A 17,969-nucleotide genomic window follows, 5' to 3' on the forward strand; every position below is an offset into this window, starting at 1 on the left:
CCTAGCGTTGTCTAGTTGAAGGATCATGATACACACTATATTCTTTGCGCACTGGCAAAAATAGCAATAAAGCAATAGCTATGCAGAAAAACGGTGCTACTACTTCTCCATATATATCCAAAGCTGCCAGAATGATGTAAAGCACCAATAATGCAGCAGCTGCTATCACTCTTTTACGCATAATTGTTCAGTTTAGGCGTTTGGAATGGTTTTTGGGTAGTTTCGCACTGGTAATGCTGGAGGTTTAATTGTCCACCCGATAACAGGGACTTTGCTGAGCCAATGCATGACCACACCGCCGCCAAAGGCAACTACAGTGCATAGCACGATCCAAAAATATGTACTGTCGACGAGATTATCTGCTTCTAAACTAAAAGCAAAACCACGATAACGGAAGAGAAAACCAAAGACCAAGGTAAGAGCCAGCTGGTGTCCTAGATACACCACCAACGTATTGCGCCCGACGAATTGAACACAGGTACTGAGCACCGGTACTTTGCTCAATAAAACTGAAAGGGCAATTGCACTTGGGATAAACAAAATCGTCTGGATAATCTGCTGACTAAAACCGCCATAGACGATGTCGTTCCAACCAAGAACAATGCCGAGAGCAAGGCTTGCAAGTGCAATGCCGATCCCAGAAATACTCAATGCAGTAGCAGCGTAGCGCTCGATAATTGGGCGCAGATAAACACCTAGAAGAAATACTGCGAGATAACTGAAATTAGCGATTATCGGTAAGAGAGAAGACTGCTCATTAACGATGGCATAGTATTCCACAATGCTGGGGGTGATGATTGCACAGATCAGTAGCACAATTTTGCCTTTGCGCTGTAAATGCTTACTAGCGCATAGGATGAATGTATAAATGGCTAGTGCATAAAGAAACCAGTAGGTATTTTGCCCGCACAGGATATGCCATATATAAAAAAATAATGAAGGCATCTCGTTGCCCATGCCATAGTGCATCTCTTGTTGTTTTGTCCACAGTTCCACAGGTGCCCAAATGAAATAGGGAACGAGAAGAAACCATAGGCGTTTTCGTATGACTTCCCCAAGAGTCATACCGAGTGCTTTGCGTGCAAAAAAACCAGCAACAAGAAAGAATACTGGCATTCTCAGCAAACCAAATAACCCGTTGTAATAAAAAAGTTGGGTTTGGGCTCCATTGGGAACAGCTAACGTCACGTGTAAGATGACGACTCCAAAAATAGATAGCCCACGAGCAATATCAGGCCATGCTAACCGTTGCGCCATATTTTCCCTCTGGTTTTTCTTTACTGTCCACTGTTAAAAGTTCAGCGTACAGAATCTGAGAAAATCAGAAAAGAAAGGTAAACATTAGTTACGAGATTATGGCTGTGCTTCCTCAGGATAGCCTTGTCCTGCCTCTAATGATTTTTTCACATCAGCTGCATAAACGTCGACATAGGTTTGCCCACTTAACTTGGCCAGAGCAGCCATGAAATGATCAGTAAGACCACGTATTGCTTCATAACTATTAGGATCCACGCCAGCGTTACGCACATATTCATGCGGGTCAATAGGATCGCCTACTTTAATATGCACTTTACGAGGACGCGGAATCCACGACCCAATAGGATTAACCTCACGAGTACCAAACATCGCTACAGGAATAATTTTATCGCCTGTCGTTAACGCAACTCGAGCAATACCAGTTTTTCCCTTATAAAGCCGACCATCAGGTGAACGAGTCCCCTCAGGATAAATCCCAAAAAGCTCCCCTTTATTCAAGACATCCTGTGCAGCTTCGAGTAATGCCTGCCCTGCATCTGAGGCAGAACGATCCAAGGGAACCTGACCAACACCACTAAAAAACCATTTCTGAATTGCCCCAACAACGCCTGGAGTGGTGAAGTATTCTTTTTTCGCTGGAAAAATGATCTGACGTGGGCACAACAACGGCAGATAAAAAGAATCCATAACAGCTTGATGGTTAGATACAAGGATCGCAGAACCATGTGCAGGTATTTTTTCCTTACCTTCCATAGTCGGACGGTTATATATATGCAGCAATGGACCGACAACAATATGTTTTAAGAACCAATAAAGTTTGTTCTGCATCGCCTTATATCCTTACCAATCTATGCCATCTACTGCTATCTACAGCGTTATACTGCCCAACTCGTTCCGCATGGAAAACGTGACAGGAGTTAAGAAAGTTGACGTTTTCTAGCCAAATCTGCGACCCCAATCATACCAGCTTCATCTCCTAATGTAGCGCAACTAATCTCAGGAACTGGTCGATAGCCCGAACCAACAATGTTCTGCACACAATACTCACGTGCCGCATCCAAATATAATTCAGCACCACCAGAAACCCCACCACCAATGAGAATCAACTCTGGATCCAAAATATCCACTACTGTGGATAGCGCATGACCTAACCAACGCGCAAAATCAGCCACTACCTGCTGCGCCAACTCATCACCATTGTGAGCTGCTAGCATAATTGCTTTTCCAGTTAAACAGCCGTCGACGCCAAGCTGGAGCAAAGAAGAGTCATGGTCTGTGTGCGCCAATAGTTCTTTAGCTGTTTCCACCAAAGCAGTACCCGAACAATAACGCTCCAAGCAGCCCCTTTTACCACAAGCGCATTTTCTTCCCTGCGGAACTACACATATATGCCCAAACTCCGGTGCTGTTCCAAACGCGCCACGATAAATTTCCCCATCAATCATCAGTGTGGCGCCAATACCTGTTCCAAGTGCAAAGAATACCCAGTTCTTATGTTGCTGTGCGCCGCCAAAGGCATATTCTCCCCAGGCCGCAGCATTAGCGTCGTGTTCTAGGATCACTGGCACCTGCAATAATTCTTCTAGCTGGGCGCGCACAGGTTGATTTCGCCAGGAAAGGTGAGGAGCAAATCGAACAGTTTCGCATTCGGGATCCAAAAAACCAGCGACGGCTACCCCTACCCCTGCCACAGAATACGAACGATCAAAATAGGTGACAAGTTCTTTTATCCCTCGCTCTAGTCCACTTTGAGTCCGCGGAGTAGGAATTGATTGAGTATCCAGTATTTTTCCTGATTCTGCCACAACTGCAGCACGCATATTCGTACCGCCGATATCAAAGCCAACAGTAACCGTCGGAGCGCTTAAAGACATAAACTGCACGTCTCACTTTTAAGGTTGTAAATTTAAGATAACCCCTTAATTATAACTGTGTCTGGCTTATGCGTGTATAACCATCCTCCTCCAAGGCACACTGATCCTAGTACCCCTATCTTGCGTCGGTTAGATTCACCGTGTACCTTGCTGTTATTCACTAGATTTCTGTCGATCGAAAGGCACGCACTATGTCTAGCCCACTTTCCACGAACGCTAGTAGCGCACAAAACACTGAAAAAACTCATACTATTCGCACAATTATTGCTGCCTCGAGCGGCAACTTAGTGGAATGGTTTGATTTCTATATTTACGCCTTTTTCAGTGTGTATTTCGCAGAAAAATTCTTCACCGGAACTGGAGAAACCGGTGCGTTGTTTAAGTCTGCCGGCATCTTGTTCGTTGGTTTCCTCATGCGCCCCATTGGCGGCTATATCTTTGGACGCATTGCGGATCGACGTGGACGCAAAACCTCTATGCTCATCGCTATTATCTCCATGTGCCTGGGGTCATTACTCATGGCTGTCCTCCCCACGGCAGAAAGCGTCGGCGCCTTAGCACCATTTTTATTGCTACTGGTACGGTGTTTCCAAGGCATTTCCGTCGGTGGTGAATATGGATCTACCGCTACCTATATGTCTGAAGTAGCTACTCCTGAGCGTCGTGGGTTTTATTCCAGCTTTCAATATGTGACGCTCATTGGTGGACAACTACTTGCCAGCCTGCTAGCTGTGATCATGACCATTTTCCTCTCCGAAGAACAAATTTCAGGCGGTTGGTGGCGCCTGCCATTCGTCATCGGTGCCCTTGCCGGTTTAGTGGCGTTATGGTTACGGTCCCATCTGCATGAAACCACATCTTCCGAAGAAAGAAATGAAAAAGGCGCTGGAACGTTCCGTGAAGTTTTGGCTCATCCACGAGCTTTTTGGGTAGTTCTTGGTTTTACAGCAATCGGTTCTCTTACCTTCTATTCGTTTAGCACATACATCCAGAAACATCTGATTAACACTGTTGGGTATAGCAAGTCTGACGTAGCTAAAGTCATGACTCTGTGCTTACTGGTTTTCGTTATCTTCCAACCATTAATCGGTATGCTCTCCGATAAGATCGGACGAAAAAATTGCATGCTGATTTACGTTATCAGCATGATTATTATTCCGGTGCCATTCTTTAGCCTCATCAACAACCAAAATTCTCTGATTATCAGTGGATTTTTGATGCTTATCCCATTATTCTTCCTGAGCTTCTATACCTCGATCTCAGGTATCGTCAAAGCGGAAATGTTCCCTACGTATATTCGTGGTCTGGGAGTTGGTTTTACCTACGCCATCGGCAATTCCCTCTTTGGTGGTTCTGCAGAATACGTTGCACTGGGCATGAAAGATGCTGGCATCGGTCAACTATTCCCTTGGTATATTGTTGCCATGGCCGTTCTAGGACTCATCGCGGTGTCCTTCATGCATGATAACCGCACCCACTCCACGATCGACAATAGCGAAAGCAGTGCTTATGCTCGCAAATAACTGCAGCAACTAAAGGTATCTCCTGGAGATATCCGTTAGCGGCTGGGCTCACTCGACAATCGCACAATATCAGCCAATCGCTTCCCCATGATCTCCCAGGTCCATCGATCTTGCGCATGGACACGACCTGCTTGTGCCATTCTTTGTGCTCGCTTTTTATCCTTGAGAATGGCACACAACGCTAAAGCAAGCCCAGCACGATCACGACCATCAACAACTACTCCAGTAGCATGAGTGACTGTCTCTGGCGCACCTCCCGAATTACCGGCAACAACTGGTATTTCACACGCTTGAGCTTCTAGATACACAATGCCAAGCCCTTCGACGTCTAGCCCCGCCCCACGAGTACGCGCTGGCATAGCAAACACATCAGCTGCTTGCAGAGCGCTAAGCATATCCTCATCACTCAATTTTCCGCTAAAAACTATGTGCGAGCTATGCAAACCAAAAGTCTTAAGAGCAAGTTTTCGCAATTTTGCCTCATATGCCCCTCCCCCCACAATAATCAACTGCGCATTGGGAAACTCAGACACAATGTCGGGCATCGCACGAATAAGCAGATCTTGCCCTTTGCGTGCCACGAGTCGGGAAATGCATACAATATGCGGTCCACCACTATGCCAATTAAGTGCCGCTGCTTTCTGTTCTTTTTGGGAAGTAGCAATTGGCTGGAAATAATCTAGTGATACCCCCGAGGGCAAATGAACATAATGCGGATTATCACCAAACGCACGACGAAACCGATTAAGCGTGTAGGACGAAATATAGGTAACAACATCACAAGAATTACCTATATAGCGCAATATCTGCCGTGCTCCTGGCAGCATAGACCAACCAACCTCATGCCCATGCGTCGAAGCAATAACTTTCTTTGCACCTGCACGACGAGCTGCACCTGCCATCATTGCCAAAGGTGCTGCCGCCCCAAACCAGACCGTATCTATTTTTTCCGCACGAATAATCTCTTGCATACGACGCGCAGTTGCAGGTGTAGGCAACATGACCTTGGCACCCCACCGATAGACTTTATATTGCTGCTGTGCATCCCATGATTGAGCATCACACTCATTTTGTGTTGAGGCAAAAACCACCACATCATCCGCTGGCAATGTTGCCACAAAATCACGCAGATAGGATTGAATCCCGCCTAAAGTTGGCGGGAAATCATTTGTTACGAGAAGAACTCTAGGCATATTAGAAATGCTCAGAAACAATGCCTAGAAACGACGTGCGCCATACCAAGGCATCGAATCAACAGAAACCACCTGTACTGGAATGCCATAATCTGAGGCGTGAATAAGCATTCCGTCACCGATATACATGCCCACGTGAGTAGCACCAGGATAGTAACCAACAACATCACCTGGTTGCAGTTCTTCTCGACTCACAGGAGTGCCTGCCGCCATCTGTGCCTGAGAAGTACGTGGCACAGTAAGACCAGCTTGCTGATAAGACCAATAGATAAGACCGGAACAGTCGAAAGCATCTGGTCCGATCGCTCCCCAGCTATATGGTGCCCCTTGCTTACTCATTGCGGCTGCTACTGCGGCCTTAGCTGTCTCACTACCTCCACTTGGAATAGAAAACTCCTGAGCCACAAAATCCAAGACAGGCTCATTCTTTTCTATCCAACGCGTACGATCTTGTTCAGAAAGACCATCCACCTGAGCAGCAAGCTCATTAGTCTGTTCCTCTAACTCTTCACGCTCCTTAAGCAAGAGCTTGTGCTTTTGCTCAATATCATGACGCTTATGCTTAGCTTCTGCTAAAGCACGTGATTTATCATTGCGAGCCTTAGCAGCTTGTCGAGTGGAATCGGATAATTCTCCAAGTAGTCCTTGGGTTTTCTTGGACAAGGTACTCAAATATGCAGCACGATCAATTGCTTGCTGAGGATCATCAGAAGAAATTGCGTTAGTAATAGGATCAACCAAAGTACCCTTGTACTTGGTTCCAGAGATTCGGTTAATCTGCTCTTTATACTGATCTTCTTGAGACTTTGCCTGATCCACCAAAGCAGAAGCGTCTTTTACTTCTTGCTCTAAAACTTCCAGTTCTTTACCTTGATTCTCAAGATCAATCTCTAGTTGTTTTACTTCCTCATTCTTAGCATTAGCTTGCTGTGATACTTCTTCCATTGAGGCAAGAAGAGTATCAAGCTCATCAGCTGATACGACTGGGCTTAAACTCAATACACTGATACCTGCCACTACGGCGGCAACACTTCCAAAAAAACGACGAGACTTATTCATGCGATAACCAAAACTAGAATGATAACGATCCTATAAATACTGACCTGTTCACTATACATACTTAAATCAAAAAATGGTGCCCCAACAGTAAAAATGTTCCTTATGTGACAAATGAGTTCTATGTTATTCATCAGTTACCCCCAAACATAAATACCCCGCCAAACCAAAGGTCTAGCGGGGATTTACAGTCGACAGTGCTTACACTGCACGTTTCACAGAGGTACTGATGCCAGCTCTTTGCTTTGCGACACCACAGCCTTATTAGAAGCGTACTGCAGAGTGGAATGGCATGCTGTCAATCGGAGACTCAGACAATGGAGTTCCTTCAGTAAGAGCGTGAACAACAGTTCCTACACCAGTGTAGATACCTACATGAGAAGCACCTGAGTAGAAAACAACAATGTCGCCAGGCTGAAGCTGGTCACGAGAAACAGGAGTTCCCTGTGCCGCCTGATCATAAGAGGTACGTGGAATAGACTTACCTACCTGTGAATATGCCCAAGTAGTAAGACCAGAGCAGTCAAAAGCATCTGGACCAGCAGCACCCCACACGTATGGCGAACCAATCTTGCTGCGTGCAGCATCCACAATAGCTTGACCATTGCTGCTAGGAGCAGCAACCAAAGGAGCGCCCGGAGCTGGCGCTGGTGCGCCAAGAATTGCTCCCAAATCTAGTGGAGCAGCCTGACCTGGAAGGGTTGGAAGTGCAGGAAGGATCTGTGCAGGATTATTCGTAATTTGCTGCAAGTTTTCCAAACCAGGAACATTAACCGCACCCAAACCTGGCACGGAAAGCTCAGCAGCCTGTGCTGGATTAGCAAGAGTCACTGTTGTGCCAACCACAACAGCTGCTGCGCATAGATTGTGCTGACCACGACGGCGATGTTTAGCCATGAATGAATCTCCAAACTTTTCTGAACCACCAATCAGCACTGTCATTCACAACACTGACCGGTTTGCTACCACCGAAATCTTGAGCTGTTTCAGCGATACCAATAAGGCTTATCGATTTTCTTCTTGACGACACGACTGCTTTGGTCGCTTAATTGTCTCGAATAGATTACGAAAAAATAACGACTGATGTCCAATTAACCCAATGATTCCAAAATGTTATCGAGTCGTTATCTAAGATAACGTCACTTTTTCTCATAACGAGAAAAGTGCCCCTAGAAAAGCACGCAATCAATGTCACATAAAGCCAAAAGGTTGGTTAAGCTGCGCATATTCTGTGCATGATATTTTTTATGCGCCCCATTCCCACACTCGCCCAGCCAACTTCCCCATCGTAAAAAAGACGAAACCTTAGAATAAGTTATTTATGTCACACAGTTGTTTTTTCTGTTTTTGGAGCAGTAAATGCATAGCAGAATCGGGAGAAAAGGGAACAAAATTATTTCTACTTGTGCAACTCAAAAAACAGTTATCACAATAATTCACATATATTTCACGTCGAAAGTAAGAAAGATATACAAGGAATATAGGGCGATAGAGTGCACAATAAAGAAAGAAGCTCTCACAGTCTTTTTATTGACTGTGAGAGCTGTGGATAACTAGAGACAGCACTTATTTTTAGATAAGTCCATCTTTCTTATCTTGTTCACGATTTACGCGGTTAAGATTTTCTAGCATCTCTACTTCTTCAACATGGTTGGAGTGCTCAATCTCATCGGCCTTGCGTGCGATTTCTGCAGAGTCTGGCTTAAAGAATGAGCCACGACCTGGCTTACCAGATAGTCCAAGCTGGTTCATCTGCTTAGGAACTGCAGCTCCCGCATAAGGCAATGGAATTGGATGTCCATGCTCATCCGTTGGTCCAAGCGGCTGATGCACTTCAATAAAGGCACCATTAGGGAGGAGCTTAATTGTACCGGTTTCAATACCATGCTCAAGCACTTCACGGTCAGAGCGCTGTAGACCGAGACAAATGCGATACGTAATGAAATATGCAACAGGTGGCAACACGATAAGACCAATACGTCCTACCCAGGTCATAGCATTCAGGGAAATCTGGAAGTGGTAAGCAAAGAGGTCGTTTCCACCAGAAAGAGTGAGCAAGAAGAAGAATACAATGCCCATAACTCCCAGGGAAGTACGCACAGGCACATCACGAGGACGCTGCAAAAGATTGTGATGAGCATCGTCGCCAGTAATCTTCTTTTCAATGAATGGGTATGCAACCAGTAGGACAACCATAACACCACATAGCATTGCTACCCAGAATGCACCTGGAACTGTGTAGTTACCGAGGTATAGTTCCCATGCTGGCATAACACGTGCCGCACCATCCGTCCAAAGCATATAAATATCTGGCTGAGATCCTGCAGATACCTGTGCTGGATTGTATGGTCCTAGAGTCCAAATCGCGTTGATGGTGGTAAGACCAGCCATAAGAGCAAGCACACCTGCTGTGATCAAACCGAAAGCGGCGGCTTTAAGACCGAACAATGGAAGAATACGCACACCAACTACGTTGTTTTCCGTACGACCTGCACCCGGGAACTGCGTATGCTTTTGATACCAGACAAGTGCAAGGTGCGCTGCAATCAAGCCGAGGATAATGCCAGGAATAATCAATACGTGTGCGATATAGAAGCGATCAAGCATGATCTCTGAAGGGAAGTCCCCACCAAAGATGAGCCAGTGCAACCAGGTACCAACAATTGGCAGACCCACAACAATGGCGGACATGATTCGCAAACCAACACCAGAAAGCAAATCATCTGGTAGAGAATATCCCATAAAGCCTTCAGCCATACCAAGCAACAAGAGGATACAACCAATGATCCAGTTTGCTTCGCGTGGACGTCGGAAAGCACCAGTGAAGAAGATACGCAGCATATGCACCGTCATGGAGATGACGAACATGAGCGCTGCCCAGTGGTGCATTTGGCGAATGAACAACCCGCCACGAACCTCAAAAGAGAGATCAAGTGCTGTTTCATAAGCACGAGACATTTCCACACCGTTAAGTGGAAGGTAGTCGCCTTCGTAAATCACTTTGGTGATGGAAGGGTCAAAGAATAGGGTCAGATATACACCTGTCAACAGCAAGATGATAAAGCTGTAAAGCGAAATCTCACCAAGCATGAACGACCAGTGGGTCGGGAATACTTTGTTTATTTGGCGGCGAAGACCAGCAGCAGCCGTATAGCGTGAATCAATGTTTTCGCCAATTTGAGCAAGTTTAGTAGACATTATGACTTACGCTCCCAGAATGCAGGGCCAACAGGTTCAACAAAGTCACCAGCAGCGATGAGGTATCCTTCTTCATCAACCGTAATTGGTAGCTGAGGCAAAGCACGTGCAGCCGGCCCGAACACAGGCTTACCATAATGCAACGCATCAAACTGTGACTGGTGACATGGACAAAGAATACGGTTGGTTTGCGCCTCATACAATGAGGTTGGACAACCAATATGAGTACAGATCTTGGAATATGCGTAGTAGTCACCATAGTGGAAGTCCTCTTGACCTTCACGTTCAATGACCTTTTGCGCATCTGAGTGACGCAAACGAATAAGCATCACAGCATTACGTGGACCATGAATGGAGTGCATATGCTCCTCATACACATCTGCTGTCTTACTGTATTTATCGCCATCATTTACCAAGTCTTCAGGAAGTGGGAAAATAGTTTCCATACCCGCAGCAGCTAGGTCTTCAGGACGCATACGAACGAGACGAGTAACACCCTGGGTAGTGTAGTGCTCCCCCACCGAGTTGCTGTGCTTAGCAGCAGTAGCACCAGTGTCACGACCAAGATAGAGCTTTACGCCTTTCTTAGACAAAGACCAACCTGAAGTATGCAAAGTACCATCACCTTGAATACCCAGTGGTCCTTCTTTCCAAGGGTTCTTGATCATGCTAAATAGTGGAGCAACAATCACGAGACCACTCAACACACCACCAGCACCAAGCAATCCTTGAAGCACTTTACGACGACCAAGGGTGGAAGTCTGCCAAGAATCATTAAGCAACGCAACCATAGTACGACGATCTACTTCATCTGAAGGACCATCGTGACGACGCTGTACTGCAATTTCTTCCGGCATGATTGTCTTAATGTAGAGGACAACAGCAAAGCCAAGAGAAAGAATGGTCAAACCAGCGGTCAACCCCAATAGCGGCGTATAAACAGTGTATGTCCATAGACCCGCGTCGCCAAGGCCTTTATAGCGCCAAGGCCAGAAGAGATACACGCCAAGGAATGCAAGACCAGAGATAATGCCGAGAACTAACCAAACTGCTACTGCACGACTTGCACGCTTCTCTGCAGGATCATTGGGAATCGGGAAACGCTGCTTGCGATAAGCAACAGTAACCTCATCAAGCTCGGTTCCTAGCCGTGCCAATTCTTCATTCGACATGGAAGCGAGTTCTTTTTCTGAATATTGTTTTTCGTTTGTATTACTCATGAGCGTGATCCAATCCAAAGCGCAGCAGCAATAAGAACAACGATTCCTACTAGCCACATGAACATACCTTCAGCAACTGGACCAAGACCGCCCAAGCTCCATCCAGCTGGGGATGGTGTCTCTTTCGCTGATTTAATGAAAGCAATGATGTCTTTCTTTTCTTCGGCAGTTAGCTGGCGATCAGAGAATTTAGGCATATTCTGCGGACCAGTAAGCATAGCCTGATAGATTTCTTGTTCATTGGCTGGGTCAAGAACAGGCGCAAACTTACCACTTGATAACGCACCACCACGTCCAGTGAAGTTGTGGCATGATGCACAGTTAAGACGGAAAAGATCTGAACCACGTGCAACGTCAGCAGGGTTGATGTTTCCATCAAAATGCGAGCCACGTAGCGATTCTAGAGAAACATTGCCATCTTCATCTTTAACAATTCCTGGTCCTCCACCATTAGCTTCGACATATGCTGCCAAAGCCAGGGTCTGAGACTCAGAATAGCGTGGAGTTTTACGCATAGCTTGTGCTTCATTACGCAGCATAGGCATGCGACCAGAGTGCACCTGGAAGTAAACCGCACCAGATCCAACACCAATCAGTGAAGGTCCACGATCTTTTACTCCCTGAAGGTTTGCACCGTGACAGGTAATACACGCTACGTCATAAAGGTCTTTACCTTCTTGAATGAGTGCCTTTTCATCTTTTTGTGCAGTAGCAACCTGTGCAGTTGGTGTTACCGCATTAACGATCACACCCGCACCAGTCAAACTGAGCACAAAAGCCAAAGCACCAGCAAACATTCGGCGTATCTTACGACGATTACGCTTTTTCTTTGCTTGCGTAGCCGACACAGGTCCAGCTTGAGCTGTCATGTCGGGGTTTTGTGGGTTCTTATCCATCATTTCCCTTAATCTCGTTCGGAAATTGAATGACTGTGAGCTATAAGGAACTGCCCTTACAAGCTACTACCGCCTATTGAATGAAGTAAATAGTAATGAAGAGTCCAATCCAGACCACATCAACGAAGTGCCAGTAATAGGACACCACCATTGCTGCTGTTGCTTGTGCAGGAGTGAACTTTGCTTTACTAACCCTTAGCAACACAACAACGAAAGCCAAGACACCAGCAAGCACGTGTGCTGCGTGGAAGCCTGTTGTAATGAAGAAGGTTGATCCATAGACGCTGCTCTGAATGGTCATACCATGCTCAACCAAATGAATGTACTCATAGGCCTGCCCTGCCAAGAAGACAAAACCGAGCAAGATAGTCACTCCGAACCAGCGACGTAATCCAAATACATCACCACGTTCAGCCGCAAACACACCAAACTGCGCAGTAATAGATGATGAAACCAAGAAAGCAGTAATTAGCAATGCATAAGGAACATTGAGGTGCTCTGCCCCCTCTTTCCAGGATCCATTTCCTATACCATTCGCACGTGAGGTGAAGTACATTGCGAATAAACCGGCGAAGAACATCAATTCCTGAGACAGAAACACGATTGTGCCAACACTGACCATATTGGGTCGGTTCAGTGCCGCAACACGTCGTGGTGCTGCCATATCTTTATTTCCAATTGCGCTCGTCACGTTATCTAGTATGGCTGTTTTATCGCCTTAAGTCACTTCACGCCCCCCACATTAGCCAAAGGTTTGATGGCCATCTCTGGCCTAAAAAATTGGCTTTTTCCTGTCACTATTTCTTAAAAAGAATACGTACATATTCCAGAATTCACCGCATTACACATTGACGCAGGTCAGCACGCCGCTTTTATTCGAGCCACTGACAGAAGGTCAGATAAGAAGTACATGCAGGACAAAAAATAATTATTTTTCAGCGTTTCCAGAAAGAAAATATTGAGAGTTTTATCACATAAGAAAGCAGGGGCATTTTTGCCATATCAAACTTTAGTATGCCCCTTAGTTACCTGGCATTATGCAGGCATTAGAACCAAAAATAACCTAAAGAATAGTCGGAAAAATTTTTTCATACATCTCGGGAACTTTTTTCACATTCCATACGACTATCGCACTCATGCCCCCCCACCTACACAAAAATAACAAAAGAGCCTTCGAGCTACCCAACTCGAAGGCTCCGCGTTTAACAGCAAACAAAACTTTTAATGTTTTTCCTTTGGCAATCCATATTGCAGATTCAGCATAGTAGTAGTCCAAATCAACAAAATTGCACCTGCAGCAATGAGCCAATAATGCATAAAGATGATACCAAACCCAAGAACTGCAACCGCACCACTCATGGCAGCAGGCCAAATAGAGCTAGGGCTAAAGAAACCAAGTGTGCCAGCACCATCAGCAATCTCTGCTTCTTCCCAGTCTTCTGGAAGAACATCGACGTGCTTGTCAGTGAAATGGAGATAACCAGCAAGCATGAGCATCAATGCAGTTGCCAATACCAATGACACACCACCTGCCCACTCGAAGTTGTATGTGCCTGCACCTTCTTTATAAAGATTTCCATCATCACGAACGTAGGTAGTGGCGAAGAAATACACCACAGTAGCAGCAAAGAGATATACCGCCATGCCATACAAGAGTTTTGCAGTTGCTTTCATCGATAATCCCCTTTATCTCTTCGCAAGCTCGTTATTGTCTACTGCATTGTCGCCATCACGAGTCATGCGATCAACGTTGAATGGGTGTGTAGTCACCGCATAAGGTTGCTCACCAATCTTCGCAAGAGCTTCTGAGTTCGGCAAAGATGGATCGTCATGCCTAATCTTGAGATATTCCTTGAACTTCTCTGGCGAAACGACGCGAATCTCAAAGTTCATCATGGAGTGGTAGGTACCGCACATCTCCGCACAGCGACCGACGAAAGCACCTTCCTTTTCAATCTTTTCGATCTGGAAACGACGCTCTTGCTTATTCTCCTCTGGGTGAGAATAGACATCTCGCTTGAATAGGAACTCAGGAACCCAGAAAGCGTGGGAAACATCGTTAGAAGCCAAGTCGAACTGAATTGGCGTCTGTGATGGAAGAACAAGAACTGGTACTTCCTCACTGGTTCCTAGAGTCTCAATAAGATTGAAACGTAGGTAAGAAGTATCATTCTTAGAACGACCATTGATTGGGTTATCGCCGTTTGGATCAACTTTTGACGCCTCTGCCTGTGCCTGACGTTCCTGATCCACACCGTCATAATCAGAACCAGTTGGGCTTAGTTCAGCCGCAACGTGCTGATAACCAAACTTCCAGTTCCACTGATAACCAGTAACATCAACAGTTACTTCTGGATTTTTATTCAGTGCATTGACTTTATCTTCAGTCTGAACTGTAAAGAAGAATAGAGCCATCACAATAATGATTGGAACAATAGTAAGAACTAACTCCAATGGAACGTTATATTGCGTCTGGCGTGGGAACTCATCTTTTCCTGCTTTCTTGGCACGCTTTGCATTCCAAGCCAGCATCCCATAAATAAACAGACCCCACATAATAAAACCAATGATCCATGCGGCAACCCATACCCAGGACCAGAAGTTATACATTGCAGTTGCCTCAGGGGTAATACCCTTTGGCCAACCAAAAGCCAAGATCTCACCAAGAAGACCACCTGGCGCTTCGACGTCACATCCGGCAAGTGCGAAGCCACTGACACCTAGAAGGGCACCTAGGAGCACCTTACGGCTCATGCCACGCTTCTGCTGCTGATTCACGCGCGTCTGCCTTCCTTCATCTGAACAATATATTTCTCTGAAGATTCTTGATCGTCACACATCACATAGAGCGTGACGTAGTTTTCTTGTTCCCTTCAAGAACCCACCTAAATATGCAGGATAGCGCACAATTGCCCTTTCCTTTAACTCAACAAGCACAAATGATTTCAGCACTAAATACGGCAAAAAAAACGTTTCCCCTTTTCACAACGGTTTTTTATCCGTTACCCTGCACCGCAGTAGGCAAACACTCCCGTTGAATGTAATCCATTTCACAAAACATACGAGACGTATCAACCTTATGGATACCCACAAGTTTCACCCGTATTACCCCCGCCGTCCTAACGCTTTATTCCCTCACACTCTTAATTCAGTCGAACGCTACCCAACGGCATTGAGTCCAAGAAATAAATACCCCGTCCAAGCAGCACGGTAACTCGTCGAATAGCTAAAGCAGGCTATAGTCTGTGTAAGTAACTCGATTAAAAGAATGAAAAGACTTTAGGATCTGATTATTTATGTGCGGACTTCTTGGTTTCCTCAGCGCCAACTCTAGCGCTGCCAGCTTTACCAGCAGCATCGAAAAAGCGCTGCCATGTATGCGCCACCGCGGTCCCGACGAGGCGGGTTCTTGGCATAATGACCAAGTTATTTTCGGTTTTAATCGCCTCTCGATTATTGACCTTGAACATTCTCACCAGCCATTAACCTGGGGGCCAGCAGAGCAGCCAGAGCGCTATGCCATGACATTCAATGGGGAGATTTATAACTACGTAGAGCTGCGTCAGGAATTAGAAGGATACGGCTACAGTTTTAATACTTCTGGCGACGGCGAACCAATCATTGTTGGTTTCCATCACTGGGGCAAAGATGTCGTCTCTCACTTGCGCGGAATGTTTGGCATTGCCATTTGGGACTCCGTCGAAAAGCAACTATTTTTGGCACGCGATCCTTTTGGCATTAAGCCACTTTATTATGCGACCACTACCAAGGGCACTGCTTTCTCCTCCGAGAAAAAGTGCTTACTAGCAATGGAACAAGACTTGAGCCTTGATTTATCGCTCGATAGGCGCGCGATCGAACACTATGTAGATTTGCAATATGTTCCAGAGCCAGAAAGCCTCCATAGCGCTATTCGACGACTCGAGTCTGGTTGTATTGCCACAGTTAAGCCAGGTGGCGAGGTAGAGCAACAACGCTATTTCACACCTCGGTTCCCTGCGCAGCCAGTAACAAAAGGAAAAGAACAAGAGTTATTCGACCGTATCGCTCGTGCGCTTGAGGACTCCGTCGAAAAGCATATGCGTGCTGATGTCACCGTAGGTTCCTTCCTCTCTGGCGGCATTGATTCCACGGCAATTGCTGCACTAGCCAAACGTCATAACCCGGATCTGATAACCTTCACCACAGGTTTTGAGCGAGAAGGCTACTCAGAAGTAGATGTTGCTGCAGAATCTGCAGAGGCAATCGGGGTAAAACACGTGGTGAAAATTGTGTCACCAGAAGAATACGCTGCAGCTATTCCAAAAATCATGTGGTATCTTGACGACCCAGTGGCAGACCCATCGCTTGTGCCACTATATTTTGTGGCGCAAGAAGCACGAAAGCACGTCAAAGTGGTTCTTTCTGGAGAAGGCGCTGATGAATTATTTGGTGGATACACCATTTATAAAGAACCACTTTCCTTGGCACCATTCGAGAAAATACCATCGCCTTTGCGCAGAGGTTTAGGCAAGCTCTCGCAGATATTGCCCACAGGAATGAAAGGCAAATCACTACTAGAGCGTGGTGCAATGACCATGGAAGAACGCTACTACGGCAATGCTCGCTCTTTTAATTTCGACCAGCTCCAGCGCGTATTGCCGTGGGCAAAAACTCAGTGGGATCACAAGGACGTAACAGCACCGATCTACGCACATTCCCGCGATATGGACCCGGTTGCCCGAATGCAACATCTTGACCTGTTCACCTGGATGCGTGGCGATATTTTGGTCAAAGCAGACAAAATGACCATGGCAAACTCTCTAGAGTTGCGCGTGCCATTTTTGGATCGGGAAGTTTTTGCCGTTGCAGAAACAATCCCTTATGACCTCAAAATCTCCCATAACACCACAAAATATGCGTTGCGCAAGGCTATGGAGCAAATTGTCCCTGCCCATGTGCTCCATCGCAAGAAATTGGGCTTCCCCGTACCCATGCGCCACTGGCTAGCTGGCGATGAACTATTTGGCTGGGCGCAAGATCAAATCACGCAGTCAGAGACTGAAGATATTTTTGATAAAAAAGCTATTCTCACCATGCTCAATGAGCATCGCGACGGTGTATCAGATCATTCTCGGAGGCTATGGACAGTATTGGCGTTCATGGTATGGCATGGCATTTTTGTGGAAGAACGCATTGATCCAGGTATTGAGGACAAAGAATACCCGGTATATCTCTAGAATTAACGCTCTCGCAGACAGCGACAAACGCAAAAGCCGACTCACTAGGACTAGGAGTCGGCTTTGTGTATCTATAACATCTGCAGCATCTATGGCAGCAGAGTTGAGTACATTGAATAATTAGTTGAATGAATCTCCACAGGCACAAGAACTACCTGCATTAGGGTTATCAATGGTAAAGCCCTGCGACTCAATAGTGTCCGCGAAATCAATACGGGCCCCAGTGAGATAAGGAATGCTCATCTTATCCACGACAAGACGTACGCCCCCAACAATATCTTCTTTGTCTCCATCAAGCTGGCGATCATCAAAATAGAGTTGGTAGCGTAATCCTGCACAACCACCTGGTTGCACTGCAATACGCAAAGCAAGATCATCACGACCCTCTTGCTCTAATAATGCCTTTGCCTTAGCAGCAGCAGCCTCGGAAAGAATAACCCCCGTATTGGTATCTTTGGTATCTGTAGAAGGTGCTGTCATGACTACTTTCTCCTTAACATTGTGGACATAGGAACCTAAGTTGATGAGAAGTT

The 17,969-nt window shown here is 46.0% G+C and carries 16 protein-coding genes; 2 read left to right on the plus strand and 14 right to left on the minus strand.

Annotated elements, in window-relative coordinates; translation table 11 throughout:
• Position 1: 1 nt before the first annotated feature.
• From FQV43_RS06995 to FQV43_RS07010, 4 genes are all read right to left on the minus strand, one after another.
• Positions 2 to 181, minus strand: coding sequence for a hypothetical protein (locus tag FQV43_RS06995; RefSeq protein ID WP_146339682.1), 180 nt, complete (start codon positions 179 to 181; stop codon positions 2 to 4).
• Between the two features lie 11 nt (positions 182 to 192).
• The gene (locus tag FQV43_RS07000; RefSeq protein ID WP_146339684.1) at positions 193 to 1,257 is read right to left on the minus strand and encodes an acyltransferase family protein; all 1,065 of its coding nucleotides are present in this window, start codon (positions 1,255 to 1,257) and stop codon (positions 193 to 195) included.
• 96 nt (positions 1,258 to 1,353) lie between these two features.
• A complete protein-coding gene (locus FQV43_RS07005; RefSeq protein ID WP_144273217.1) occupies positions 1,354 to 2,085 on the minus strand; it encodes a 1-acyl-sn-glycerol-3-phosphate acyltransferase in 732 nt (243 codons plus the stop codon).
• Between the two features lie 89 nt (positions 2,086 to 2,174).
• The gene (locus tag FQV43_RS07010) at positions 2,175 to 3,131 is read right to left on the minus strand and encodes an ROK family glucokinase (protein ID WP_144273218.1); all 957 of its coding nucleotides are present in this window, start codon (positions 3,129 to 3,131) and stop codon (positions 2,175 to 2,177) included.
• 191 nt (positions 3,132 to 3,322) lie between these two features.
• Here FQV43_RS07010 and FQV43_RS07015 point away from each other — a divergent pair, with 191 nt between their 5' ends.
• The gene (locus tag FQV43_RS07015) at positions 3,323 to 4,654 is read left to right on the plus strand and encodes an MFS transporter (protein WP_146339686.1); all 1,332 of its coding nucleotides are present in this window, start codon (positions 3,323 to 3,325) and stop codon (positions 4,652 to 4,654) included.
• 35 nt (positions 4,655 to 4,689) lie between these two features.
• Here the strand turns inward: FQV43_RS07015 and FQV43_RS07020 are convergent, their stop codons facing one another.
• From FQV43_RS07020 to FQV43_RS07060, 9 genes are all read right to left on the minus strand, one after another.
• Positions 4,690 to 5,847 (minus strand): glycosyltransferase family 4 protein, encoded by a 1,158-nt coding sequence (locus FQV43_RS07020; RefSeq protein ID WP_146339688.1) that lies wholly within the window; start codon positions 5,845 to 5,847, stop codon positions 4,690 to 4,692.
• 24 nt (positions 5,848 to 5,871) lie between these two features.
• Positions 5,872 to 6,906, minus strand: coding sequence for an NlpC/P60 family protein (locus FQV43_RS07025; protein ID WP_146339690.1), 1,035 nt, complete (start codon positions 6,904 to 6,906; stop codon positions 5,872 to 5,874).
• A gap of 261 nt (positions 6,907 to 7,167) precedes the next feature.
• Entirely contained in the window at positions 7,168 to 7,800 is a 633-nt protein-coding gene (locus FQV43_RS07030; protein ID WP_144273222.1) for a C40 family peptidase, read from the minus strand.
• Positions 7,801 to 8,475: 675 nt separating this feature from the next.
• A complete protein-coding gene (locus FQV43_RS07035) occupies positions 8,476 to 10,101 on the minus strand; it encodes a cytochrome bc complex cytochrome b subunit (RefSeq protein WP_144273223.1) in 1,626 nt (541 codons plus the stop codon).
• A complete protein-coding gene (locus FQV43_RS07040) occupies positions 10,101 to 11,321 on the minus strand; it encodes a ubiquinol-cytochrome c reductase iron-sulfur subunit (protein WP_144273224.1) in 1,221 nt (406 codons plus the stop codon). Before FQV43_RS07040 ends, FQV43_RS07035 begins: the two co-directional genes overlap by 1 nt.
• Positions 11,318 to 12,220 carry a c-type cytochrome gene (locus FQV43_RS07045; RefSeq protein ID WP_168195063.1) on the minus strand — a complete coding sequence of 301 codons (903 nt, stop codon included), beginning with the start codon at positions 12,218 to 12,220 and terminating at the stop codon, positions 11,318 to 11,320. The genes FQV43_RS07040 and FQV43_RS07045 overlap by 4 nt, the downstream gene beginning before the upstream one ends.
• A 70-nt stretch (positions 12,221 to 12,290) precedes the next feature.
• Positions 12,291 to 12,908, minus strand: a complete 618-nt coding sequence (locus FQV43_RS07050; RefSeq protein ID WP_144273226.1) for a heme-copper oxidase subunit III — start codon at positions 12,906 to 12,908, stop codon at positions 12,291 to 12,293.
• 530 nt (positions 12,909 to 13,438) lie between these two features.
• Complete coding sequence (locus tag FQV43_RS07055) at positions 13,439 to 13,891, minus strand: cytochrome c oxidase subunit 4 (RefSeq protein WP_144273227.1); 453 nt, start codon at positions 13,889 to 13,891, stop codon at positions 13,439 to 13,441.
• Between the two features lie 12 nt (positions 13,892 to 13,903).
• Positions 13,904 to 14,995 (minus strand): cytochrome c oxidase subunit II, encoded by a 1,092-nt coding sequence (locus FQV43_RS07060; RefSeq protein ID WP_144273228.1) that lies wholly within the window; start codon positions 14,993 to 14,995, stop codon positions 13,904 to 13,906.
• A gap of 518 nt (positions 14,996 to 15,513) precedes the next feature.
• On the opposite strand from FQV43_RS07060, the gene asnB reads away from it, so the two are divergent.
• Complete coding sequence (asnB, locus tag FQV43_RS07065; RefSeq protein WP_146339692.1) at positions 15,514 to 17,436, plus strand: asparagine synthase (glutamine-hydrolyzing); 1,923 nt, start codon at positions 15,514 to 15,516, stop codon at positions 17,434 to 17,436.
• Between the two features lie 120 nt (positions 17,437 to 17,556).
• Here the strand turns inward: asnB and FQV43_RS07070 are convergent, their stop codons facing one another.
• Complete coding sequence (locus tag FQV43_RS07070; RefSeq protein ID WP_144273230.1) at positions 17,557 to 17,916, minus strand: iron-sulfur cluster assembly accessory protein; 360 nt, start codon at positions 17,914 to 17,916, stop codon at positions 17,557 to 17,559.
• Between the last annotated feature and the right edge of the window lie 53 nt (positions 17,917 to 17,969).

Source organism: Corynebacterium sp. sy039 (assembly GCF_007904105.1).
Lineage (GTDB): Bacteria > Actinomycetota > Actinomycetes > Mycobacteriales > Mycobacteriaceae > Corynebacterium.